Genomic DNA, 22,367 nt, shown 5'->3' with positions numbered 1-22,367 from the left:
TAGAACTCTATCGCAAACCAGGACGAGAAGCTCTCAAACACGCCGTCAAAGCCACTCTCTGAAATCAACAATGTGCTACACAAGAGCGTACAATTAAAAGCTGAAGAGGCTGCACGGGAGCTAAAACAGGACGAAGATAGCGTCAAACCGTGGTTTAAAGAGGAATTTCGCCTTTCGAATGTGGAATCGTCGTCAAGCTCTTCGGAAGGGGGAAGGCAGAACAAAAACCAGTCAGATGTTCCGACCGCAGAGTGCTCGGACTGCGGCAAACGACTTCGTGAACACGAAATCGCAGGGTGTCCACACTGCGGAGAGCCGTACTGTGGAGAGCACGTTGCTGGCCACCGGCGTGATTGTGAAGAGCGGGAGCGGGACGAGACCGAGTCAACAACGACTGTCGCGGAGCATTATCAAGAGCGGACGGGAAAAAAGCAGCAGGAACGAAAAACACGAACTGACGAATTAGAACAGAAACGGGCAGAGCGTTTTTCGAGTCCAGATGTGAATCCGGACGGCAGTCTTTCGGACCCAGATTATGAGGAGGACATCCAATCGATCAGCCCCAGTGATGAAGACCCTGGTAACCCGGAGGATACGGGTAGAATTTTGAAGATGACAATCGCGATTCTCACAGTTGTCCTGATAGCTTATTTAGGGTATATATTTGTACTCTAACTTCATTTAAATAACTCTCCAGATCTCGATCTGCGTATCCGCAACACAGTACAGTTATCGGCGCGCCGCGTCACCCAACCGTATGGACGAGCTGATCGCCGCGGCGCGCGAGGCCTTGGAGGCCGCCCACGTCCCGTACTCCGAGTACCGCGTCGGCGCCGCGCTCCGGACCGCCGACGGCACCGTCTACACCGGCTGTAACATCGAGAACGCGAACTACTCCAACAGCCTCCACGCCGAGGAGGTCGCGCTCGCGGAGGCGGTGAAGAACGGCCACCGCGAGTTCGACCGGATCGCGGTCTCGTCGGGCGTCCGAGACGGCGTCACCCCCTGCGGGATGTGCCGGCAGACGCTCGCGGAGTTCGCGGCCGACGACCTCGTCGTCGCCTGCGACGAGGGCGGCGACGCCGTGACGGAGTACACGCTCGGCGAACTCCTCCCGAACACCATCAACGAGGGGACCCTCGACGACGCCAGGGAGGACTGACGGCACGGCGGTCCGGAGGCGGCGCGGCGTCCCCGAGCGACCGAGACGGAACTACTTTTAAACGGCTCGCCGAAGGGCGGAGACATGACCGACGACAGCGAGGACCCCAACGACGAGGCGGGGTACCACGTCGAGGCCGCGCCCGAGGACGTCGCGGACGCGGTCCTCCTCCCGGGCAACCCCGAGCGGGTCGACAAGATCACGGCGCTGTGGGACGACCACGAGGAGGTCGCGCGCCACCGCGAGTACCGCACCGCGACCGGCACGTACGACGGCGCACCGATCTCGGTGACGTCGACCGGGATCGGCTCTCCCTCGGCCGCCATCGCCGTCGAGGAACTCGCGCGCGTGGGCGTCGACACGTTCATCCGGGTCGGCTCCTGCGGCGCGATCCAGCCGGAGATGGAGGTGGGCGACCTGGTGATCACGACCGGTGCCGTCCGCCAGGAGGGGACGAGCGACGAGTACGTCCGCGAGGACTACCCCGCGGCCGCGGACGGCGAGGTGGTCTCCGCGCTGGTCGCCGCCGCCGAGCGGCTGGGCCACGACTACCACACCGGGGTCACGATGAGCGCCGACTCATTCTACGCGGGCCAGGGCCGCCCCGGCTTCGAGGGGTTCGAGGCCGCGGGCTCCGACGAGCTCGTCCGGGAACTTCAGGACGCGAACGTGAAGAACATCGAGATGGAGGCGTCGTCGATCCTCACGATCGCGAGCGTGTACGGGCTCCGCGCGGGCGCGGTCTGCTCGGTGTACGCCAACCGCGTGACCGGCGAGTTCCGGACGGAGGGCGAGTCGCGGGCGGCCGAGACCGCGAGCCTCGCGGTGAAGCTGCTCGCGCGGATGGACGAGGTCAAGCGGGAGGCGGGCGCCGACCGCTGGCACGCCGGGCTCTCGCTGTAGCGGCCGCGCGGTCCCGTCGCGGCGGACCGCGCCCGCCGCGTCGGCGATTCTCGCCTGCGAGCGTTCCAAAGCGACTTTATCTGCGCACCGTGGAGGTACTGGCATGAGTACACAGGTCGTCGTCGTCGGTTCCGGGTACGCCGGCGCAGGGGCGGTGAAGGCGTTCGAAGACGAGGTCGGCGAGGGCGAGGCCGAGCTCACGTGGATCTCGGAGCACGACTACCACCTCGTCTTACACGAGGTCCACCGCGCGATCCGCAACCCCGCCGTCGAGGACAAGATCACGATCCCCGTCGACGAGATCAAGTCGCCCGAGTCCGACTTCGTCCAGGGCCGGGTCGTCGACGTCGACACCGACGAGCGCGTCGTCGAGACCGACGACGGGACGACCGTCGACTACGACTACCTCCTCCTCGGCATCGGCTCCACGACCGCCTTCTTCGGCATCGAGGGGCTGAAGGAGCACGCCCACCAGCTGAAGGGGCTCGACGACGCGAAGGCGATCCACGAGGACGTGCGCGAGGCGGCCGCGGACGCGACCCGCTCGGACCCCGCGCAGGTGATCGTCGGCGGCGCCGGTCTCTCCGGCATCCAGACGGCCGGCGAGATCGCCGAGTACCGCGACAAACACCGCGCGCCGCTCGACATCAAGCTGGTCGAGGGGCTCGACGAGGTGTTCCCCGGTAACGACCCGCAGATCCAGGGGGCGCTCCGCCAGCGGCTGGAGGACGCCGACGTCGAGATCCTCACCGGCGACTTCATCTCGGAGGCCGACGAGGACGCCGTCTACCTCGGCGGCGGCGAGGACGAAGAGCCCGAGGAGCTCGGCTACGACGTGCTGATCTGGACCGGCGGCATCACGGGTCAGCCCGAGCTCAAGAACGTCGAGGTCGAGAAGGACGACCGCTCGAACCGCGTCCACGCCGGCTCCGACTTCGCTACCAGCGACGACCGCGTGTTCGCCATCGGCGACACCGCGCTCGTCGAGCAGGGTGACGACGACGTCGCGCCGCCGACCGCGCAGGCCGCCTGGCAGGCCGCCGAGGTCGCGGGCGCGAACCTCGCGCGCGCCGCCCGCGGCGCGCCGCTCCGCTCGTGGACCCACGAGGACAAGGGAACGGTCATCTCCGTCGGCGAGGAGGCGGTCGCCCACGACGTGATGGGCATGCCGATCAAGACGTTCGGCGGCAAGCCCGCGAAGCTGCTGAAGAAGGCCATCGCCACGCGCTGGATCGCCAAGGTCTCCTCCGCGAGCCGCGGCGTCAGCGCGTTCGGCGACATGTGAGCGCGGGCGACCCACGGCGAGGACGACGCTGTTCGCGGCTCCGGAGTTCCGACTCTTCTCAGTGACGAACCGGTCCGTTATCTCCGGCAGAAAAGCTCTCGAAGCGGTCGGAGAATCCCCCTCTCGCAGTCAGTGCTCGGCCGGCTCGTCGGGCGCCCGCATGTCGTCGATCCGCAGGATGAGAATGTTGGCGGTGTCGTCTTTCCCGTCGACGGTGCCGTCGATGACGAGCTTCGAAAGCGGCGTCGGCCCGACGGTGACGCTGTCGCCCTCGTGGAAGTCGCGGACCGAGCCCTGAACGTGGATCTCGGCGCGGCACAGCTCGGGGTGGTGGACGCTGGAGAGATCGATCCCGTCGACGTTGATCCCCTCTACCTGCCCGCCCTCGTGGTAGATCGGGACGTCGGCCGGCTCGTCCATGCGCTGGATGTCGAGCGCCTCGTAGGCGTTCGAGGTGGGCTTGTAGCCGCCCTTCGGACCGGGTACCCCCTCGACCAGCTGGAGGGCCTTGAGGCTCTGCATCTGGTTGCGGATCGTCCCGGGGTTGCGGTCGACTTCCTCGGCGATCGCCTCGCCTTTCACGGCGTCCTCCTGTTCCCCGTAGAGGTTGATGAGGGCCGTGAGGATGCTCTTCTGGCTCGACGTGAGCTCGATCGATGACATGGTGCCAAATACAGAGCGCCCCCGCTTAAATGCGATGGAATTCACTTATAAATGATCGTGTGGGATCCGGTCGACGAGCGCGCTCCGGCGGCGCTGCGCGCGCCGGTCTACTCGCCGCGCAGCCGCTTCATCCGGACGTACGCGAGCGGGCTCGACAGCGCCACCACGACGCCGACGCCGACCAGCGCGACCCCGAGGTCGACGGCGACGAACGAGACCGCGGCGCCGACCAGGCCGATCGCCGCGCCGGTGAACGCGACCGCGATGGTCGCGCCGATCGGCTCGATGTCGGCGGGGTCGACCGAGTAGGGATCGGAGCTGTCCATGGTCCCCCGTGGCGGGCCGGGCGCAAAACGATGTCCGATCCGGCGAGGCGAGAGCGGGGGACCAACGGCGTTCGAGCGCGGCGCGGGCGCGTCGACCCGCGGCGGGCGCGTCGATCCCCACCATTGAAGCGCCGGCGCGCCGCGTTGCCGGTATGAACACGGTCAGGATCATCGGCGCGCCGACCGACTACGGGGCGAACCGACGCGGGGTCGACATGGGACCGTCGGCGATCCGGTACGGCGGGCTCGCCGACCAGCTCGCCGGCGCGGGCGTCGAGACCGTCGACGCGGGCGACCTCCTCGTCCCCCGGGCGGAGGAGCGCGACCCCGACGCGGACGCGCCCAGCGAGGGGAAAGCGAAGTTCCTCCGCGAGACGGCCGACGTCTGCCGGCGGCTCGGCGACGAGGTCGCCGCGACGCTCGACGCCGGCGAGGTGCCGCTGGCGCTCGGCGGCGACCACTCCATCGCCATCGGGAGCCTCTCCGGATCGGCACGCGACGCGGAGATCGGCGCCGTCTGGTTCGACGCGCACGCCGACCTCAACACCCCCGCGACGACGCCGTCCGGCAACGTCCACGGGATGCCGCTGGCTGCCGCGCTCGGGATCGACGAGTTCGCGGACACCGAGTGGGCGAACGCGGCGGGGCTCTCGCCGGAGAACGTCGCCCTCGTCGGGCTCCGGTCGGTCGACGGGGCGGAGGCGGAGCTAATCCGAGAGCGCGGCTTCGCCGCGTACACGATGTCCGACATCGACGAGCGGGGGATCACGGAGGTCACGGAGGAGGCGCTCGAAGTCGCCGCGGACGGCGTCGACGGGATCCACGTCAGCCTCGACCTGGACTTCCTCGACCCGAACGCCGCGCCCGGCGTCGGGACGCCGGTCCGCGGCGGCGTCACCTACCGCGAGGCGCACAGCGCGATGGAGATCGTCGACGAGACGGACGCGCTCCGCTCGATGGAGATCGTCGAGGTGAACCCGACGCTGGACCAGCACAACGAGACGGCCGAGCTGGCGACGGAGCTGGCGGCGAGCGCGTTCGGGAAGCGGGTCTTGTGAATCGCGGTCGGGGAGTCGAGGAGAGGTCGCGTTCGGGAGGTCGGGCTCGGGAGGTGGCTCAGAAGGTTGGGCTCAGGAGGTCAGGCTCGGGAGGTCAGGCTCGGGAGCTATGTCAGACGCCCCGGTCGAGCTCCTCGACGACCCGTTGGAGGTCGGCCGCCGACTCGATCTCGCCTTTGATCTCCTCGCGGCGGCGGACCGCCGCCGAGTCGGCGTCGTACGCGCGGACGAACTCCGCCCGGGTGTGCTCGTCGAACGCGTGGCGGATCGCGAAGTAGCCGTCCGGGACGATGGTGCCGCAGACCTTGCACTCGTGGCGCTGATGCTCGTTCGTCTGGTGGACGATCGCCGCCTCCACGTCGTCGAAGGCGGCGTCGCAGTCGCCGATGCCGCACGTCCAGCGAGGGGCCATACCCCGAACTCTCGCCCGAGGGGGATTAACGGTTTCCCAAGCCGTCGAGAGCTCCTCCCGGCGGCGGCCGGTGTTCGCCGCCGTGACCGTCCCCGCCCGCGGTCGCGGCACCGTCGTCGTCGAACGATACGTCTTTGCGCCGCCGCGACGACCGTCCGACCGTGACCCGACCGCAAACGCGCGTCGACGCCCACGTCAAGGTGCTCGACGACGAGGTCGTCGCCCGCGCGAAAGATCGCGGGATCGACGCGCTCGTGTACGCGCCCCACTTCACGCGCCTCCCGACGATCCGCGAGCGCGCGGCGCGGTACACCGACGACGAGCTGACCGTCGTCCCCGCCCGCGAGGTGTTCACCGGCGACTGGGGGAACCGGCGCCACCTCCTCGTGCTCGGGCTCTCCGACCCGGTCCCAGACTACATCACCTTCGAGGGCGCAATGGCCGAGTTCGAGCGGCAGGACGCGGCGGTCCTCGTCCCGCATCCCGGCTTCGCCACCATCTCGCTCACGCGCCCCGAGGTCGACGCGCACGCCGCACGGCTCGACGCGATCGAGACGTACAACACGAAGCTGCTCCCTCATCAGAACTCCCGGGCGCGCCGGACCGCGGAAGAGACCGGCTGCGCCGGGTTCGGCTCGTCGTACGCCCACCTCACGGGCACGGTCGGCGAGGCGTGGACCGCCTTCGAGGGCGACCTCGACGACGCCGAGGCGGTTGCGCGGGCGTTCCGCGAACGGCGTCCCCGGACGGTGATCCACCGCGGCGGCGCCGGCCACCAGCTCCGCGGGCTCGTGGAGTTCGCGCACCTCGCTTACGAGAACACGTGGGCGAAGCTCGACCGGATGTTCCTCTCGGGCAACGAGCCGACGCTCCCGTCGAACGTCGCCTACGAGGGGCGGTTCGACGACGTGAGCGTCTACGAGTAGGCGGGGATCGGAATCCGGCGGTTCGCTCCCCGGTCGACGGGTGACACGCGTGTCCCCGCCCACGTTATACGGACGGAGGCCCACGTGAGAGACATGAATCAGCTCGTGAACGGCGAGTGGCGGACGGATACCTACGAGACGACCGACGAGGAGGGCGCGTTCCAGCGCGGCGAGACGACCTTCCGGAACTGGATCGCGGGCAGCGACGTGCCCGGCCACGTCGACGCGGAGCCCGACGAGCGCTTCCAGCCGGAGGCCGGCCGGTACCACCTGTACGTCTCGTACGCCTGCCCGTGGGCCCACCGCACGCTGCTCGCGCGGTCGCTGCTCGGCCTCGAGGACGCGATCGGCGTCTCGGTCGTCGACCCCTACCGCGACGAGGACGGCTGGCAGTTCACCCCGGAGAAGGACGGCTGCACGCCCGACCACCTCCACGACAGCGACTACCTCCGCGAGCTGTACGTGGCGGCCGACCCCGACGCCACCTGCCGGGTGACCGTCCCCGTGCTGTGGGACACCGAGGAGGAGACGATCGTCAACAACGAGTCGCGCGAGATCCTCCGGATGCTCTCGACCGCGTTCGCCGACCTCGGGAACGGCGTCTCGCTGCTCCCGGATGCTGACGACGACGCGACCGTCGCGGACGTCGACGAGGTCATTACCGACATCTACGAGCCGATCAACAACGGCGTCTACCGCGCCGGCTTCGCCACCTCGCAGAGCGCATACGAGGAGGCGATCGACGATCTGTTCGGCGCGCTCGACGCCTACGACGAGCGGCTCGCTGACCAGCGCTACCTCGTCGGCGACTCCCTGACGGAGGCGGACATCTGCATGTTCACCACGCTGGTCCGCTTCGATCAGGTGTACCACACCCACTTCATGTGCAACCGGCAGTTCGTCCACCAGTACGACAACCTCTGGCCGTACCTGCGCGACCTCTACCAGACGCCGGGCGTCGCGGAGACGGTGAACATAGCCCACATCAAGGAGCACTACTACACCACGCACCCGGACGTGACCCCCTCGGGCATCATCGCGCGCGGCCCCGACCTCGACTTCGAGGCCGACCACGACCGCGAGCGACTCGGTGGCGAGGCGCCGACGCCGACCGCCGACGACTGAGCGGAGGCGGTTCGGGCCGACTGCGGCTCTTTTCGGAACGGTTTCGCGGTGGCGCGTGCCGACGAGCGCCCACTGGGCGCGAGTCGCACGCGCGAGGGAGCGGTGAGCGCTCGGAGAGCGCGAACCGCGAGGCTGGGGAGGCGTGAGGTGCCGTGCGGAGCGGGGCGGTGTCGACGATCGACCGCGGGCCGGATCGATCAGGGGGAAAGACTGCGCGAAAACGAGAACCGCGAAAACGAGAGACGAGAACCGTAGATCGGCCGAAGGCGGACCGCGCTCGGTCCGTTATCCTTCCATCCCGCCGAACGAGAGCCCGTCCTCGACGGAGCGCTGGGCCGCGAAGTAGACGATCGCGACCGGCAGCGCGAACAGGTTCGCGAACGCCGCGAACCGCGTCCACGGCGTCGAGAACCGGCCCTCGGTCGCGATGTTGTACAGCTCCACCGACAGCGGGTAGTTCTCGGGGCGGAGCAGCGTCTGCGCGATGATGAACTCGTTCCAGCCGGCGAGCCAGACGAAGATGAGCACGACGGCGAGCCCCGGCTTCGTCAGCGGGAGGATCACCTCCCGGATCGTGTCGAGGAAGCTCGCGCCGTCGACCATCGCCGCCTCCTCGTAGGAGACGGGGATGTTGTCCATGTACGTCTTCAGCAGCCACGTGTTGAACGGGATCGCCCCCGCGGCGTAGAACAGCCCGAGGACGAACAGGTTGTTCGTGAGCCCGTAGGTGCTGAACAGCGAGTACAGCGCCACGAGCGTCGCGATCGATAGGCCGGCGCCGATCTGGGTGAAGAGGACGTAGCCGTAGAGGATGCGCTTGCGGCCGACGAACTGCCGGCGCGAGAACGCGTACGCCGCCGGGACGATCATCCCGAACCCGGCCGCGAGCGTCACGCTGACGATGTAGAGGCTGTTGAACACGGCCCCGGGACCGGTCTCCGTGCCGGCCCACCGGAAGCTGACGAGCCCATCCCCGCCGCCGAGGACCAGCTGGGGGTACCCCCAGTCGCCGTCGACGAAGAAGAAGTCGGACTCGAATATCACCCACCGATACGCGCCGAGGTTGTACGTCGACGGGTCCGGGAAGATGCCGCTCGTGTTGAACAGCCGTGACCCCTCCGCGAGCGACGCAGTCGTGATCCAGAACAGCGGGAACAGCAGCACGAGCACCATCGCGAGGCCGAACAGCGTCATCAGGACGCTTTTCGCAACGTCCCACGTGCTGCGTTTCCCCGTGCGGACGTCGTATATCGCCCGCTGGACCATCACGGCGAACCGCTTGGGCGCGGTGACGAGCGCGACGAGCTTCGCGCGGACCATGCCGACCACGGAGGCGACCAGCGCGGTCGCGGACGCGGCCAGCCCGGCCGCGGAGTCTCGGGAGCTCATTCGTCACCCACCCCCTCGGCGAGGCCGCCGTAGCGCACGGCGGCGTACATGAACAGCCCGACGAACCCGATCCCGACGATCAAGATTGCGGCCGACAGGCCGAACTGGTTGAACGTGATCGCCTCGCGGTAGCCGTACACGATGATCAGCTCGTTCTGTCTCGACGGCCCTCCCTGGTTGAACACCCACGGGATCAGGAACTGCTGGAACGACGTCGCGGCCGTGAGGATCGACGCGAACAGCACCGGCCCCTTGATCGCGGGCAGCGTCACGGTGCGGAACCGCTGGAGCGCGCCCGCCCCGTCGACCATTGCCGCCTCGTGGAGCGACTTGGGCACGTCCTGAAGCGCGCTCACGATGATGATCACCATGAACGGGTACGCCAGCCACACCTCCGTGGTGACGTACGCGAAGAACGCCTCCCAGCGGCCGCTAAGGAACCCGATCGGCACGTCGAACAGCAGGGCCTGCGGGGCCGACAGCGACGACATGAACTCGTTGTACCGGCCAAGGATGGTGTTGAACACGCCGTAGCGCGCGTCGCTGAACATCCCGCGCCAGACGGTGATCGTGAAGATGCCGGGGAACCCCAGCGGGACGATCACCGCCGCGCGCATGTAGCGCTTGCCGGCGACCCGAACGTGGTTCAGCAGGAGGGCGATCCCCACGGCGAGGAACACCTTGACGACGAGCGAGACGGCGACGAACAGCCACGTCACTCCCATCGACGTGCGGAACTGCGGGTCGCTGATCAGTTGGGCGTAGTTCGCCAGCCCGATCAGCTCGGCGCCGCCGCCGATCACCGACCCGGCGAACGTGGCGTCGGTGAGCGAGATATAGAAGAGGTAGAAGATGGGGTACAGCATGAAGCTCGAAAAGAGGATCATGCCGGGCGCGACGAGGAGCAGCCCCCAGTCGCGACTGGAGAACGGCAGCGCCGACCGGAGGCGCGCCAGTCCGCTCACGCCGGTTCCGGGTTGCGAAGAGGCCATCGCTCCGAGCGGGGCCTACAGCGCCTCCCGGATCTCGGAGGCGGCCTGGTCGAGTGCGGCGTCGCTGTCCTGTTCGCCGTTGAATACGCGCTCCAGCGCCTCCGTCACGGGCGTCCAGACGCTGTTCATGTCCGGGTGACTCGGCATCGGGACGCCGTGTTCGACCTGCTGGGCGAACGCCTGGACCTCGGACGAGAGGTCGCCGTTGCCGACGACGTCGGTCAAGACCGGGATGTACCCCTGCTCTGCGGCGTTGGTCTGGATTATCTCCTCGTTCGTGGTGTACCACTCGGCGAGACCGGTCGCGGCGTCGACCGTGGACTGGTCGGCGTCGGCCAGCATCGACGAGAAGTAGAACAGCTGGATGCCGGAGTACGAGCGCGGGTGGTTCCCGTCGACGGTCGGCAGCGTTGTGACGCCGAGGTTGTCGACGTCATCCTGAAGATTGCTGAGCGCCCACGGACCGTTGATCGCGAACGGTGCGAGCCCGTCCGAGAACGCGACGATCTGTGACTCGTAGCCCGGATCGGCGGGCATGTACTCGTAGAGCGTTTCGAGTGCGTCCATACCCTGCTTACATGCGTCGCTGTCGACGCCGACTTCGAGGGTGCCCTCGTCGAAAAGGTCGCCGCCATACGCCTGAATGAACCCGCTCGCCTGATACGGGTCAACGCCAGGGAAGGAGAGCCCGTACTGACCGTTTTCGGGATCGTGGTGCTCCTCCATGAGCGCAACCATCTCCTCTAAGGTCTCCGGCGGCTCGTCGACCATGTCGGCGTTGTAGTACAGCGCGGCGGTCTCCGAGGCGAACGGCAGGCCGTAGAGCCCACCGTCGAACTGGGCCGCCCGCTGTGCGGTCTCGGTGTAGCTGTCGAGCGAGACATCGACGTCGTCGCTCGCGTCGTAGAGGAACGGCGGGTCCTCGCGGACCGCGAACCGACCGACCCAGTCGTGCGCCCAGATCCACGAGTCGGGACCGTCGCCGGCCGGAATCGCGGTTTCGAGCTGCTGGTCCAGCTCGCCGCCGGGCGCCTCTTTATTGATCGTGTTGCCCGTCTCCGACTCGTACTGATCGATGTAGTCGGTAATGGCCTCGTCTTCGGCGTCGGTGAGGTCGGTCCACAGCCGCGCGGAGCCGGTGGTGCCGCCGTCGGAGCCGTCGCTGCCGTCCGATCCGTCCCCGCCGTCGGAGCCGTCGCCGCCGTCGCCGCCGGTGCTGATACAGCCCGCGAGGCCCGCGAGCGCAGTCGTTCCCCCCATCGCCTTGAGCAGCGTTCTACGTTTCTCGTTCATGTGTCCAGAACAAATGATGAATTATATTTTCATACATTTAGTGTTTGGGGTACGTCCCGATCGATCCGGATCGATCCCTGTCGACTGTGACGATCGACGATCGACTCGATCGCCGGGAATGGCCAATATTTGAGAAGAGATTGTTCACCATATATCAGAAAAACAGCAAAGAACTCATATGCCAGCGGACCGGTCTTCAGGGAAATGGCACGCGTCACGCTCGACACGCTCCGGAAGGAGTTCGACCGAGGAACGATCGTCGCCGTCGACGACCTCGACTTGGAGATCGACGACGGCGAGTTCGTGACCGTGGTCGGGCCGTCGGGCTGCGGGAAGACGACCACGCTCCGGATGGTCGCGGGGCTCGAAGAGCCGACGTCCGGCACCGTCAGCTTCGACGACGAGGACGTCACCGACATCCACGCGAAGGAGCGTCCCGTCGCGATGGTGTTCCAGAACTACGCCTTATACCCGCACAAGACGGTCCGCGAGAACATGGCGTTCGGGCTCAAGATGAGCACCGACATGACGACCGAGGAGCGCCACGAGCGCGTCCGCGAGATGGCGGAGATGATGGGCATCGCGGACCTCCTCGACGACAAGCCCGACGAGCTCTCCGGCGGGCAGAAGCAGCGCGTCGCGCTCGGCCGCGCCATCGCGCGCGAGCCCGAGGTGTTCCTCTTCGACGAGCCGCTCTCGAACCTCGACGCGAAGCTCCGCACGGAGATGCGCGCGGAGATCCAGAAGCTCCAGAAGGAGTTCGGCGTGACCGCGATGTACGTCACCCACGACCAGGAGGAGGCGATGACGATGGGCGACCGCCTCGCCATCCTGAACGACGGCGAGCTCCAGCAGGTCGGGGCGCCCACCGAGGTGTACCAGAACCCCGTGAACAAGTTCGTCGCCGGCTTCATCGGCTCGCCGTCGATGAACTTCCTCGACGTCGACGTGGAGACGGACGGGACCTCGGCGACGATCCGCGACGAGTCCTCGGGGCTCGCGTTCACACTCACCCGCGACTACGTCGCGGGCCACGACCTCGAAAGCGGTCCGTACACGCTCGGGATCCGCCCCGAGAACATCGGGATCGTCGAGGATCCGACCGGCGAGGAGACGCTGACCGCGACCGTCGAAGTCGTCGAGCCGATCGGCTCCGACAACTACGTCCACCTCGACGTGAACGACGACTTCCTCGCGCGGGCGCCCGCGAACGTCCAGCCCGAGGCGGGCGACGAGGTCGGCGTCGTCTTCGAGGAGACGGACCTCCACCTGTTCGACGTGGAGACCGGCGAGGACGTGTTCCTCACCGACGAGGAGATCGCGGCCGCAGTCGCTTAAGAAGAGCCGATTTTCGGATTGGATCTTCATCTGTGAACCGATCGTTCGTACTTTCTCTCTGATTCGGAGAGTGCGAACGCTGCTACTCGATCGGAAACCGCTGTTACCGCGGAGAACGCCCCCAAATCCCAGTCGCTCACTTATAAATGGTTGCTGGCGGATCGGCGGCTGACGCCGCCAAAGCCCCAGCCGCTCGCTTATAAATGACTGACCGCTGAACGGCGGCAAACTACTCCAAAGCCCCAGCCGCGAGGACTCGCGCGGCTCGCTGCGCTCCTCGCTCAGTCGCTGGCGCTCCTTCGCTGCGGTGCTTGCGTCGCCGTGCTTCGTCCTCGCGGCTGCCCCTTTGAGCCCCACCCCTCACAGCACCGCACCTCTCACCTCCCCAGCCTCGTCGGGCGCGTCCATCGGGCTCCCTTCGGTCGCCCTCGGCGCGCCCGACTCCCTCGCGCGTGCTCCTCGCGCCCGCTGGGCGCTCGGAGGCACGCGCCACCGCAGTTTGGTTTATAAATGGCGTATTCGTTGGGCTAGTCCGTCTCGCGTCGCCGCGGTCGACAACGGCTTGAAGTGCGCGCTCGTCAGACGGAGCGTACGAATGGAGCCGCCAGACATCGAGCGGTTGGACGAGCGGACCGTCCAGCGGATCGCGGCCGGCGAGGTCGTCGAGCGGCCCGCGAGCGTCGTGAAGGAGCTGGTCGAGAACAGCCTCGACGCGGGCGCGAGCCGCGTGGCGGTGTCGGTCGAGTCGGGCGGCACCGAGGGGATCCGCGTCCGCGACGACGGCGTCGGGATCCCCGAAGACCAGCTGGAGGCGGCCGTCGCGGAGCACGCCACCTCGAAGATCGGCGACATCGAGGACCTCGACCGCGGCGTCGCCACGCTCGGCTTCCGCGGCGAGGCGCTGTACACCGTCGGCGCCGTCTCCCGACTCACCGTGCGCTCGCGCCCCCCGGACGCCGAGGCGGGCGCGGAGATCACCGTCGAGGGCGGCGAGGTCGGCGAGGTCCGCCCCGCCGGCTGTCCGGCGGGCACGACCGTCGAGGTCGACGACCTCTTTTATAACACGCCCGCTCGCGAGAAGTTCCTCAAGCGGACCGCCACCGAGTTTGACCACGTGAACACCGTGGTGACGAGCTACGCGCTGGCGAACCCGGACGTCGCGGTCTCGCTGGAACACGACGGCCGCGAGACGTTCGCCACCGAGGGGAACGGCGACCTCCGCTCGGCCGTCCTCGCCGTCTACGGCCGCGAGGTGGCCGAGTCGATGATCGACGTCGAGTGGACGCCCGAAGATGGACCGGGAGGCGAAGAGACCGACGCCCCCGTCAGGCGGGTCTCCGGGCTCGTCTCGCACCCCGAGACGGCGCGCTCGACCCGCGACTACCTCTCGACGTACGTCAACGGCCGGTACGTCACCGCGAGCGCGCTCCGCGAGGCGACGCTCGACGCCTACGGCGGCCAGCTGGCGCCCGACCGCTACCCGTTCGCCGTCCTCTTCGTCGAGGTCCCGGCCGGCGACGTCGACGTGAACGTCCACCCGCGCAAGCTGGAGGTCCGCTTCGACGAGGAGCCGGCGGTCCGCTCGGCCGTCGAGGACGCGGTCGAGTCGGCCCTGCTCGACCACGGCCTGATCCGCTCGACGGCGCCCCGCGGCCAGTCGGCGCCCGACGAGACCGCGGTCGACCCCGAGACCCCCGACGTCGAGGCCGTCGGGGGCGCGAACACCGGCCACGAGCGCGCCGCGCGCGAGGGGCGCGAGCACGCGAGCGCAGACGCCGAGGCCGACACTAACGCGGCCCAGACCGACCCCGACACCGACGACCCCGCGGCGCCGACCGAACTGGACCCCTCGGACGACGCGGCGTGGGCGGTCGACGACGTGGGCGGCGAGGACGGAACTGCGAACGGATCGACCGCCGGACAGACGGAGCGGGGACTCGGCGACGCGGCCGACGACGCCCGCCCCTCGCCGCGGAGCTGGCAGGACGACGCCGCGGGACGAGACGTCGAGCCGCCGACGGGGGGCGACGAGGCCCCGAGCGGAGCCGACGAGGCCGCGGAGACGGTGGCCGACGCGGTCGACCGCGACGCCGACGCCTCGGACGCGGACACGCCACCCCGAACGCCCGCAGTCGACGAAGGACCGGACCGCGGCGACGGGTCCGTCGAGGAGGACGCGTCGGTCGCGAGCGAGGACGCCACGCGCCCGACCGCCCGAACGCGCCCCGCGACCCGGCAGCGAACCCTCGACGGCGACGGGACGGAGAGCGAGCGCGGGTTCGACTCGCTGCCCTCGCTGCGGGTGCTCGGACAGCTCCACGAGACGTACGTGGTCGCGGAGGCGCCCGACGGACTCGTGCTGATCGACCAGCACGCGGCCGACGAGCGGGTGAACTACGAGCGGCTGAAGGCGGCGTTCGCGGACGGCGCGGACGCGCAGGCGCTCGCGAAGCCGGTCCGCATCGAGCTGACCGCGCGCGAGGCGGCGCTGTTCGAGGAGTTCGTCGACGACCTGTCTGAGATCGGGTTCCGGGCCGAGCGCGCGGGCGACCGCGAGGTCGCGGTGACGGCGGTCCCCGCGGTCTTCGACGCCGCGCTCGACCCCGACCTCCTGCGCGACGTGCTCTCCGCGCTGGTCGACGACGCCGCCGCGGGCGACGAGCCGGTCGCGGACGTCGTCGACGAGCTGCTCGCCGACCTCGCGTGTTACCCCTCCGTCACCGGGAACACCTCGCTGACCGAGGGGCGGGTCGTCGACCTCCTCGACCGGCTCGACGCCTGCGAGAACCCCTACGCCTGCCCGCACGGGCGCCCGGTCGTCATTCGGCTCGACCGCGACGAGATCGGATCGCGGTTCGAGCGCGACTACCCCGGTCACGGGGGCCGGCGAGCGGAGTGAGTCGGCGGGGAAGGCCTCCCTCTCCGTCGACCGCAGAGAGGTACGTTTTAGGCGACTCCGGTGGACCCACGCGTATGGAACGCGTAGCGATCGTCGGCGCGTCGATGACCCAATTCGGGCAGCGCGACGCCTGGGTGCGGGAGCTGCTGGCGGAGGCGGGCGCGGCCGCGCTCGACGACGCCGGCGTCGACGGCGACGACCTCGATCACCTGTACGTCTCGAACATGGCCAGCGGCGAGTTCGAGGGCCAGACCGGCGTCCCGAACGCGCTCGCCCACGACCTCGCGGCCCAGCCGGCCTACACGGCCCGTATCGACCAGACCTCCTCGTCGGGCGGGGCGGGCGTGTACGCGGCGTGGCAGTCGATCGCCTCCGGCGCGAGCGACCTCACGATGCTCGTCGGCGGCGAGAAGATGACCCACCGGACGACGTCGGAGGCGACCGACGTGATCGCGTCGCTCACGCACCCGGTCGAGTACAAGCAGGGCGTGACGCTCCCCTCGTTCGCGGGGCTCACAGCGCGGCTGTACCTCGACGAGTACGACGCGCCCCGCGAGAGCCTCGGGAAGGTCGCGGTGAAGAACCACAAGAACGGCGTGGACAACCCCCACGCGCAGTTCCAAAAAGAAGTGGACCTGGACACCGTCCTCGACTCGCCGATCGTCGCCGACCCGCTCCGGCTGTACGACTTCTGTCCGATCACGGACGGCTCCGCCGCGCTCGTGTTCTGCCCGGAGTCCGTCGCCGAGGAGTACGCGCCCGACGGCAGCTACGCCGTCATCTCGGGGATCGGCGGCGCGACCGACACCCACGTCGTCCACGAGCGCGCGGACCCGACGACGATGGGCGGGGTCGTCGACTCCTCCGATATCGCCTACGAGATGGCCGGCATCGGCCCGGACGACGTCGACGTGGCGGAGCTCCACGACATGTTCACCATCCTCGAGTTCCTCCAGAGCGAGGACCTCGGCTTCTTCGAGAAGGGCGAGGGGTGGAAGGCGGTCGAGGAGGGCGTCACCGACCGCGACGGCGAGCTCCCGATCAACACCTCCGGCGGCCTCAAGTCGAAGGGCCACCCGCTCGGGGCGAGCGGCGTCGCGCAGGTGTACGAGATATTCAAGCAGGTCACGGGCGACGCCGGGCCGCGACAGGTCGAGGCCGACACGGGACTCGCCTGCAACGTCGGCGGGTTCGGGAACTGCGTGACCACCACCATCTTGGAGGGAAGCCAATGAGCGACCACGAGCACGACGACGCGACCGGAAGCGACGGCGAGGCGTCCAGCGGCGACGAACCGACGTTCGAGGCGGCGGAGTACGCGGACGGGACGGTCACCTACCCGCCCCACACCGTGAGCCCGAACGGCGCCGAGCGCGTCGGGACGGTCGACCTCCGCGAGTACGAGGCGCGCGTGGTGACGTGGACGACCTCGACCGCGACGCCCCCGGGCGTCCGCGAGCCGAACACCCTCGCCATCGTCGAGTTCGAGATGGGCGACGGGTACGACGGCCCGCCGGTCCGCGCGCTCGGGCAGATCGCGGAGCGCGACGGGGAGGGCGGCGGCGGCGCGGGCGCCGACGGCGAGCAGTTCGCCGTCGACATCGGCGACTGCGTCGAGCCGGTCTACGCCGACGAGCTGCGCGAGCCGGGCGCCGGCATCCGCGAGCCCGAGAGCCAGGACTGGGACGGGTTCCGGTTCCGCCCGGTCGAGTAGCTGGACTTCTCCCGCGATTCGAACATCAGGCTCGGAACCGCGCCGCGCCGGAGTCACCGAGCGCGCCGAGCCGCTCCTCGTGGACCCCGTCGAGCGTGTACACGTCGGGCCGATACCGGATCGCCTCGGTCACCCCGTGGACCTCCCTGAGTCGCCGTCGCACCCGGTCGACGTCCGCGCGGTCGAAGTAGTTCGGCGTGAACACCAACACCGCGTGGTCCGTCTCGCCGAACGCCTCGCGGCCGGCGCGGGTCGTGACCTTCGCATCCCAGAACCGGCCGGCTTCGACGTCCTCGACGACCGCCCGCCAGAAGTCGTCGACCGCCGCCGCGAGGCGCTCGACGAGCCACTTCCCGCTCAGGTAGGTCGTCTCCAGCGCGAGGCGGTCGACGTCGCGGACGGTCTCGGGATCGGCCGGGAGCGACACCTCTCGCCCCTGGTCGATCCTCGGCAGGTCCGCCTCGGGGTCGACCTCCGGCAGGTCCGCCTCGCTCGTCGCGGCCGGCCGCGTGACGTCGTGGTCCGGGAAGTAGCCGTCGCGGGCCTGTCGCGGAAATCCGGTCACGTGCTTGACCCGGAGCCAGTGCCACCCCTCGTCGTCGATCTCGCTCGGGGAGCGGTCGGTGACCATGGAACGGGTTGTGCGCCGCGGGGCAAAACGCTCCCGCCGTCGGAGGGAGCGACGGGACGACCGCCCCGCGGGGCTCAGACCCGCCGGTAGTCGCCGAGCCGCGTCCCGTCGAGGAGGTACGCGTCCGCGTGCGGCAGCGCGGCCGGCAGGTACGGCGCGAGGAACGACTGTCCCTCGACGTTCACCCACGTCCCACCGGAGCGCTCGTTGAATGCGGGGAAGACGACGAGTTCTGGCGGGTCGGCGTCGCGGGCGTCCCCGACGGCGTCCGCGCCGTCCTCGGTGAACGCCGCGGGGTCGAGTTCGCCGCGGAGCCACGCGCGCTCGACGCGCGAGCCGCCGACCGCGTCCTCCAGCCGGACCTGCGGGTGTTCGTGGCCGGTACACACCACGTCGGCGTCGAGGAGGCTCGGGTCCGGCCACGTGTGGCCGTGGACGACGCCGACGTCGCCGTCGAGCACGCCGCCGCCGGGGGGAATCACGTCGAGGTCATCCGCGAACGTCTCCGCGACGCCCGCGTCGTGGTTCCCCTCGACGAGCGTCATCGGGACGCGGTCGGTGACGGCGCGGATCAGCGTCTCCAGCTCCTCGCGCTCGTCGCCGTCGGGGGCGCCGATCCGGTGCGCGAGGTCGCCGAGGACGACGAGCCGGTCGGCGTCGGTCTCGGCAATCAGCCGGCAGAGGCGTTCGCGCCGCGCGTCGGCCCGGGAGTCCAGTTCGACGCCGCGCTCGTAGCGCAGGCCGACCTCGACGCCGGCGTGGACGTCCGCGACGAGCAGCGCGCGCTCGGCGCCGAGGTCGGCCACGGCGGCCGGCTCGCCGACGACCGGCTCGACGGTGACCGGCTCGCCCCGCGCCATCAGATCGGCTTGAGCAGTCCGTCGCCGGGCTCGTAACACTGCCCGCTCATCAGCGCGTCCTGGATGGCGTCCTCGACCGCGCCCGGCTCGACGCCGTGCTCGTCCGCGACGCGCTCGACGACCGCCTCGCGGGGCGCGCCGTCGCCGTCGTCGAGGTCGTCCATCGCCGCGACCGCCGCGGCCTCGAGGTCGACGTCCTCGGCGTCGGTGTCGGTATCGGTCTCCCCATCGTCGGCGGTCATGGAGTCGGCCTCGTCGCTTTCAGCACCGGGCGCGGACGCCTCCTCCGCGGCCGCAGCGGGGTCCTCGGCCCCCTCGGCGAGCTCCTCCGGGTCGGGCACGTCGATGTCGGCCTCGCCGGGCTCGTCGACCTCGGTCCCGGTCGAGAAGTCGGTGCCGAACTCGGACTCGATCTCCTCCCGCTCCTCGTCGTCGAGCTGGTACATGTCGTCGGCGTCCGCGTCCGGATCGAGGTCCGGGCTCGCGTCCGCGTCGCCGTCGGCGTCGAACTCCGCGGGTGCGTCTTCCCCGTCGCCGGCGTCGAAGTCACCGAGTCCGCCCTCGTCGGTCGCGGCGTCGCCCTCGTCGGTCGCGGCGTCGCCCTCGTCGGTCGTCCCGGTGGAGTCGCTCGCATCGTCACCGAGCGGGTCTGAGTCGGCGGTCGGAGTCGACTCCGACTCGGTCGAGTCGTCGAGCGACGAGTCGGTATCGGTTGTCGACGGGTCGGAGCCCGTGGTCGAGTCGGAGCCCGTGGTCGGTTCCGACTCCGTGGTCGATTCCGACTCCGCGGTCGACGCCGACTCCGCGGTCGGTTCGGCATCGGTCTCCTCGGGGGACGGTTCCGGCTCGGAGCCGGCGTCCTCGCCCGCGACCTCCTTGCTTTCGGCCGTCGCGGACGGCTCGGCGATCGTCACGTCGGTTTCGGGGAGCGGCCCGATCGCGGTCGCGTCGCCCTCGTCGGGGGCGATCTCGAGGGCGCGGACCTCGTCGCGGTCGCCCGCGATCATCTCGAGGGCGTCGACCGCGAGCCGGCGGACCGCCTCGGCGTACGCCGCGGTCGTCCCGTAGTGGTCGAGCGCCTTCGGGATCCCGGCGGCCAGCGGGGCCGGCGCGCCCCCGGCCTCCAGCGCCGCGCGGAGGTCGTCGCCGCGCAGGTCGGCGTCGAGCGCCTTCGCGAACACCGCGAGCCGGTCGAGCGTCGCCTCCGCGGCGGAGACGACCCACCGGTCGCGGGTGTCGGCGTCGACCTCGTTGAGGCTCTCCGGGCGGACGGAGGTGAACACGCGGTCGGAGTCCTCGGGCTCGAAGGTGCGCGCCTTCCCGGTGAGCGCGACGAACGCCGGCGGTTCGGCGCGTTCGAGGAAGGTCTGCGCCTCCGGCTGGTACTGCCCGGCGTAGGTGACGAAGGCGCCCGAGGGATCGACGACGCGGCCGCGGCGCGTCTCGTCGTTGACGCGCTCGACCTCGGTGAGCACGCCGGCGGTGAACAGGCGGTTCACGCGCGCGCCGGTCGGCGTGACGACGTAGTTCGGGGCGCGCTCCTCGTCGCTCTCGGAGTAGGAGAGGGAGGCGTCGTCGAACTCGGCGGCGAACACCCGGTAGGCGACCTCCCGGGCGCCCGGCCCGTCGTCGCTCATTCGCCCACCTCCGCGAGCGCGGCGCGGGCGTGGTCGGCCGGGTCGTCGTCCGCGAGCTCGAACTCGACGGCGTCGAGGGTGGCGCCGTAGTCGTCGACCGAGAGGTTCCCCCGGACGCGGTAGGCGCGCCCGACGAGCGTGTCGGCGATGTCGTCGGCGACGACCTGCTTGTCCATCGCGTCCTTCGCGGCGGCGAGGGCGTCGTCGAGGCCGCCGCCGTACACCTCGGCGGTGAGCTCGTCGTCGAGGACGACCGTCACCGTGTCGGTGCCGTCGTCGAGGATGGCCTTCACGCGGAGGTCGTCCTCGCCGTCCACGTCGCCGTGGCTCCGGCACTGGCCGTTCTGGACGACGCGGCCGCACTCCGGACAGCGCTCGATGAGCCCGGAGCCGTCGCGGACCTCCAGCACGTTCCCGACGACCTCGACGTCGAACATCCCGCCGGAGCCGACCGCGTCGGCGACCGAGAGGCGGGGGGCGTCCTCCGCGACCTCGACGGGGTCGGGGAGCGGCGTCACCGTCGAGAACTCGGTGAGGTTGATCGAGGGGACGCCGCGGAACTCCCGGACGTACACGTCCTCGATCCGGAGGTCGGCGCCGGCCTCGATCTCGGAGCGGGGCTGCCAGTCGGTGAAGGGGAGCTTCGCCGTCTCGTCGCCGACGACCCCTTCGAGGATCTCCGTCTCGCCGTCGCGCCCGGAGATGGTCTTCTCGTCGACCTCCAGCACGCGGACCTCCACGTTGCGGCCGCGGTCGCCGGCCGCGATGTCGACGAGGCTCCGGTCGCCGCCGACCTCGCGGTCGACCTCGACCTCCTCGTCGGCGATGGCGACCGTCGTCGAGTCGTTGAGGTTGAGCTCCGGCGCCCCCTCCCACTCGCGGACGCCGGCGTTGCCGATCGTCAGCGAGTCGCCCGGCTCGAAGCCGAAGTCCTGCCAGGCGGTGTAGGAGATGACGCCCGTCTCGTCGGCGATCTCCCCCTCGCGGATCGTCAGGTCGTCGCCCTGGTAGCGGATCGTGCGCGTCCCCTGCGTCAGCACGCGGACGGTGACCGTCACGCCGTCGTGGTCGGTCGTGATCTCGCCGACGTCGACCGCGTCGGGCGTGGGGGACGACCCGCCGCCACCGCCGCCGTGCTTCCGGCGGACGCTCTGTTTGGCCTCGTCGATCGGGACGCTGTACTCCAGTAGGTTCTCCAGGTCGGCTTTGACCTCCTCTTTGTCGACGCCGAGGTCGGAGGCGAGCTCCTCGGCATGGCTGTTGACGTCCATCGAAGCGAGGTTCGGCGCCGCCGCACAAAAGGATTCACCACCGACGGGGGGCCAGCGGCGAGATTCCCGTCGGCCCGCGGCGCAACTCCCGCCGCGCCGCCGGCACAGCTAAACCGCTCCCGGTCGCAGGGGCCCACATGGACGACACCGACATCGATGTCGACGCGCGGATCGCCGAGGACCGCACGGTCATCGACGTGACGGGCACGCGGGACGTCGCCGTCGTCGTGCGGTCGGAAGGCGGCGAGCGGATCTACCTCCCGCCCGAGGGGTTCGACGACCCGGTCTCCGGCTCGCCGTACACCTCGCCGTACCAGGGCGCCGGCGCGGGCGGCGAGGAGAGTCCGTACGGCGGCGCGACCGGCAGCACGCGCGGCGTGATGGAGACCGCGGACGGCTTCCGGATCACGCACCCGGAGCCGGTGACGGAGTTCGACGTGTTCCGGGGCGCCGGGGACTGAACGGGGGAGAGAGAACGGCTGC

The 22,367-nt window shown here is 69.7% G+C and carries 22 protein-coding genes; 12 read left to right on the top strand and 10 right to left on the bottom strand.

The genetic code is table 11. The features are described 5' to 3' along the window. Positions 1-72: 72 nt before the first annotated feature. From C466_RS16565 to C466_RS08125, 4 genes are all read left to right on the top strand, one after another. Complete coding sequence (locus C466_RS16565; protein WP_152418564.1) at positions 73-675, top strand: FYVE zinc finger domain-containing protein; 603 nt, start codon at positions 73-75, stop codon at positions 673-675. Between the two features lie 28 nt (positions 676-703). Further along, positions 704-1,162: a cytidine deaminase gene (gene cdd, locus C466_RS08135; protein WP_323749061.1), complete on the top strand. Its 459-nt coding sequence runs from the start codon at positions 704-706 to the stop codon at positions 1,160-1,162. A gap of 84 nt (positions 1,163-1,246) precedes the next feature. Further along, positions 1,247-2,065 (top strand): nucleoside phosphorylase, encoded by an 819-nt coding sequence (locus C466_RS08130; RefSeq protein ID WP_004596432.1) that lies wholly within the window; start codon positions 1,247-1,249, stop codon positions 2,063-2,065. A 103-nt stretch (positions 2,066-2,168) separates the two neighbouring features. Then, entirely contained in the window at positions 2,169-3,350 is a 1,182-nt protein-coding gene (locus tag C466_RS08125) for an NAD(P)/FAD-dependent oxidoreductase (RefSeq protein WP_004596433.1), read from the top strand. A 129-nt stretch (positions 3,351-3,479) separates the two neighbouring features. Here C466_RS08125 and C466_RS08120 read toward each other — a convergent pair whose 3' ends face one another. Then, positions 3,480-4,013: an Rrf2 family transcriptional regulator gene (locus C466_RS08120; RefSeq protein WP_004596434.1), complete on the bottom strand. Its 534-nt coding sequence runs from the start codon at positions 4,011-4,013 to the stop codon at positions 3,480-3,482. Positions 4,014-4,120: 107 nt separating this feature from the next. Further along, positions 4,121-4,339 (bottom strand): hypothetical protein, encoded by a 219-nt coding sequence (locus tag C466_RS08115; protein WP_004596435.1) that lies wholly within the window; start codon positions 4,337-4,339, stop codon positions 4,121-4,123. 152 nt (positions 4,340-4,491) lie between these two features. Between C466_RS08115 and rocF the strand changes: the two genes are divergently transcribed. Continuing rightward, positions 4,492-5,397: an arginase gene (gene rocF / locus C466_RS08110; protein WP_004596436.1), complete on the top strand. Its 906-nt coding sequence runs from the start codon at positions 4,492-4,494 to the stop codon at positions 5,395-5,397. 112 nt (positions 5,398-5,509) lie between these two features. On the opposite strand, the gene C466_RS08105 is transcribed toward rocF, so the two are convergent. Continuing rightward, positions 5,510-5,809 carry a DUF7565 family protein gene (locus C466_RS08105; RefSeq protein ID WP_004596437.1) on the bottom strand — a complete coding sequence of 100 codons (300 nt, stop codon included), beginning with the start codon at positions 5,807-5,809 and terminating at the stop codon, positions 5,510-5,512. A gap of 134 nt (positions 5,810-5,943) precedes the next feature. On the opposite strand from C466_RS08105, the gene C466_RS08100 reads away from it, so the two are divergent. Both C466_RS08100 and C466_RS08095 read left to right on the top strand, forming a co-directional pair. Next, entirely contained in the window at positions 5,944-6,735 is a 792-nt protein-coding gene (locus C466_RS08100; protein WP_004596438.1) for a PHP-associated domain-containing protein, read from the top strand. A 93-nt stretch (positions 6,736-6,828) separates the two neighbouring features. Continuing rightward, positions 6,829-7,860, top strand: a complete 1,032-nt coding sequence (locus C466_RS08095) for a glutathione S-transferase family protein (RefSeq protein WP_004596439.1) — start codon at positions 6,829-6,831, stop codon at positions 7,858-7,860. Between the two features lie 285 nt (positions 7,861-8,145). Here the strand turns inward: C466_RS08095 and C466_RS08090 are convergent, their stop codons facing one another. From C466_RS08090 to C466_RS08080, 3 genes are read right to left on the bottom strand one after another with little or no spacing between them, the layout of a single operon-like run. Then, a complete protein-coding gene (locus C466_RS08090; RefSeq protein WP_004596440.1) occupies positions 8,146-9,249 on the bottom strand; it encodes a sugar ABC transporter permease in 1,104 nt (367 codons plus the stop codon). Beyond that, complete coding sequence (locus tag C466_RS08085) at positions 9,246-10,241, bottom strand: carbohydrate ABC transporter permease (RefSeq protein WP_004596441.1); 996 nt, start codon at positions 10,239-10,241, stop codon at positions 9,246-9,248. Before C466_RS08085 ends, C466_RS08090 begins: the two co-directional genes overlap by 4 nt. Positions 10,242-10,256: 15 nt before the next feature. Further along, positions 10,257-11,534, bottom strand: a complete 1,278-nt coding sequence (locus C466_RS08080; protein WP_238992079.1) for an extracellular solute-binding protein — start codon at positions 11,532-11,534, stop codon at positions 10,257-10,259. 204 nt (positions 11,535-11,738) lie between these two features. Here C466_RS08080 and C466_RS08075 point away from each other — a divergent pair, with 204 nt between their 5' ends. The 4 genes from C466_RS08075 (at position 11,739) to C466_RS08060 (ending at position 17,485) form a co-directional block, all read left to right on the top strand. Further along, positions 11,739-12,872: an ABC transporter ATP-binding protein gene (locus C466_RS08075; protein ID WP_004596443.1), complete on the top strand. Its 1,134-nt coding sequence runs from the start codon at positions 11,739-11,741 to the stop codon at positions 12,870-12,872. A gap of 595 nt (positions 12,873-13,467) precedes the next feature. Further along, positions 13,468-15,771, top strand: a complete 2,304-nt coding sequence (gene mutL, locus C466_RS08070) for a DNA mismatch repair endonuclease MutL (RefSeq protein WP_004596444.1) — start codon at positions 13,468-13,470, stop codon at positions 15,769-15,771. Between the two features lie 74 nt (positions 15,772-15,845). After that, the gene (locus tag C466_RS08065) at positions 15,846-17,006 is read left to right on the top strand and encodes a thiolase family protein (RefSeq protein WP_004596445.1); all 1,161 of its coding nucleotides are present in this window, start codon (positions 15,846-15,848) and stop codon (positions 17,004-17,006) included. Continuing rightward, positions 17,003-17,485 carry a hypothetical protein gene (locus C466_RS08060; RefSeq protein ID WP_004596446.1) on the top strand — a complete coding sequence of 161 codons (483 nt, stop codon included), beginning with the start codon at positions 17,003-17,005 and terminating at the stop codon, positions 17,483-17,485. Before C466_RS08065 ends, C466_RS08060 begins: the two co-directional genes overlap by 4 nt. A gap of 25 nt (positions 17,486-17,510) precedes the next feature. Here the strand turns inward: C466_RS08060 and C466_RS08055 are convergent, their stop codons facing one another. The 4 genes from C466_RS08055 to C466_RS08040 form a co-directional block, all read right to left on the bottom strand. After that, entirely contained in the window at positions 17,511-18,116 is a 606-nt protein-coding gene (locus tag C466_RS08055) for a putative phosphothreonine lyase domain-containing protein (protein WP_004596447.1), read from the bottom strand. A gap of 74 nt (positions 18,117-18,190) precedes the next feature. Beyond that, entirely contained in the window at positions 18,191-18,976 is a 786-nt protein-coding gene (locus tag C466_RS08050) for a metallophosphoesterase (protein WP_004596448.1), read from the bottom strand. Beyond that, positions 18,976-20,613 (bottom strand): hypothetical protein, encoded by a 1,638-nt coding sequence (locus tag C466_RS08045; RefSeq protein WP_004596449.1) that lies wholly within the window; start codon positions 20,611-20,613, stop codon positions 18,976-18,978. The genes C466_RS08050 and C466_RS08045 overlap by 1 nt, the downstream gene beginning before the upstream one ends. Continuing rightward, positions 20,610-21,884 carry a Single-stranded DNA binding protein gene (locus tag C466_RS08040; RefSeq protein WP_004596450.1) on the bottom strand — a complete coding sequence of 425 codons (1,275 nt, stop codon included), beginning with the start codon at positions 21,882-21,884 and terminating at the stop codon, positions 20,610-20,612. The genes C466_RS08045 and C466_RS08040 overlap by 4 nt, the downstream gene beginning before the upstream one ends. Before the next feature lie 137 nt (positions 21,885-22,021). Here C466_RS08040 and C466_RS08035 point away from each other — a divergent pair, with 137 nt between their 5' ends. Next, positions 22,022-22,345: a DUF7510 family protein gene (locus C466_RS08035; RefSeq protein WP_004596451.1), complete on the top strand. Its 324-nt coding sequence runs from the start codon at positions 22,022-22,024 to the stop codon at positions 22,343-22,345. Positions 22,346-22,367 lie beyond the last annotated feature (22 nt).

The sequence above is a fragment of the Halorubrum distributum JCM 10118 genome (assembly GCF_000337335.1).
GTDB classification, from domain to species: domain Archaea; phylum Halobacteriota; class Halobacteria; order Halobacteriales; family Haloferacaceae; genus Halorubrum; species Halorubrum distributum.
This window is presented reverse-complemented; position numbering and strand designations above follow the sequence as displayed.

Bases quoted from the DNA above. Each gene is read 5' to 3' on its own strand.
- C466_RS08095 (WP_004596439.1), top strand. From the start codon at position 6,829: ATGAATCAGCTCGTGAACGGCGAGTGGCGGACGGATACCTACGAGACG.
- C466_RS08130 (WP_004596432.1), top strand. From the start codon at position 1,247: ATGACCGACGACAGCGAGGACCCCAACGACGAGGCGGGGTACCACGTC.
- C466_RS08085 (WP_004596441.1), bottom strand. From the start codon at position 10,241: ATGGCCTCTTCGCAACCCGGAACCGGCGTGAGCGGACTGGCGCGCCTC.
- rocF (WP_004596436.1), top strand. From the start codon at position 4,492: ATGAACACGGTCAGGATCATCGGCGCGCCGACCGACTACGGGGCGAAC.
- C466_RS08035 (WP_004596451.1), top strand. From the start codon at position 22,022: ATGGACGACACCGACATCGATGTCGACGCGCGGATCGCCGAGGACCGC.
- C466_RS08105 (WP_004596437.1), bottom strand. From the start codon at position 5,809: ATGGCCCCTCGCTGGACGTGCGGCATCGGCGACTGCGACGCCGCCTTC.
- C466_RS08055 (WP_004596447.1), bottom strand. From the start codon at position 18,116: ATGGTCACCGACCGCTCCCCGAGCGAGATCGACGACGAGGGGTGGCAC.
- C466_RS08080 (WP_238992079.1), bottom strand. From the start codon at position 11,534: ATGAACGAGAAACGTAGAACGCTGCTCAAGGCGATGGGGGGAACGACT.
- C466_RS08045 (WP_004596449.1), bottom strand. From the start codon at position 20,613: ATGAGCGACGACGGGCCGGGCGCCCGGGAGGTCGCCTACCGGGTGTTC.
- C466_RS08120 (WP_004596434.1), bottom strand. From the start codon at position 4,013: ATGTCATCGATCGAGCTCACGTCGAGCCAGAAGAGCATCCTCACGGCC.
- C466_RS08040 (WP_004596450.1), bottom strand. From the start codon at position 21,884: ATGGACGTCAACAGCCATGCCGAGGAGCTCGCCTCCGACCTCGGCGTC.
- C466_RS08115 (WP_004596435.1), bottom strand. From the start codon at position 4,339: ATGGACAGCTCCGATCCCTACTCGGTCGACCCCGCCGACATCGAGCCG.
- C466_RS08060 (WP_004596446.1), top strand. From the start codon at position 17,003: ATGAGCGACCACGAGCACGACGACGCGACCGGAAGCGACGGCGAGGCG.
- C466_RS08050 (WP_004596448.1), bottom strand. From the start codon at position 18,976: ATGGCGCGGGGCGAGCCGGTCACCGTCGAGCCGGTCGTCGGCGAGCCG.
- mutL (WP_004596444.1), top strand. From the start codon at position 13,468: ATGGAGCCGCCAGACATCGAGCGGTTGGACGAGCGGACCGTCCAGCGG.
- C466_RS08090 (WP_004596440.1), bottom strand. From the start codon at position 9,249: ATGAGCTCCCGAGACTCCGCGGCCGGGCTGGCCGCGTCCGCGACCGCG.
- C466_RS08075 (WP_004596443.1), top strand. From the start codon at position 11,739: ATGGCACGCGTCACGCTCGACACGCTCCGGAAGGAGTTCGACCGAGGA.
- C466_RS08125 (WP_004596433.1), top strand. From the start codon at position 2,169: ATGAGTACACAGGTCGTCGTCGTCGGTTCCGGGTACGCCGGCGCAGGG.
- C466_RS08065 (WP_004596445.1), top strand. From the start codon at position 15,846: ATGGAACGCGTAGCGATCGTCGGCGCGTCGATGACCCAATTCGGGCAG.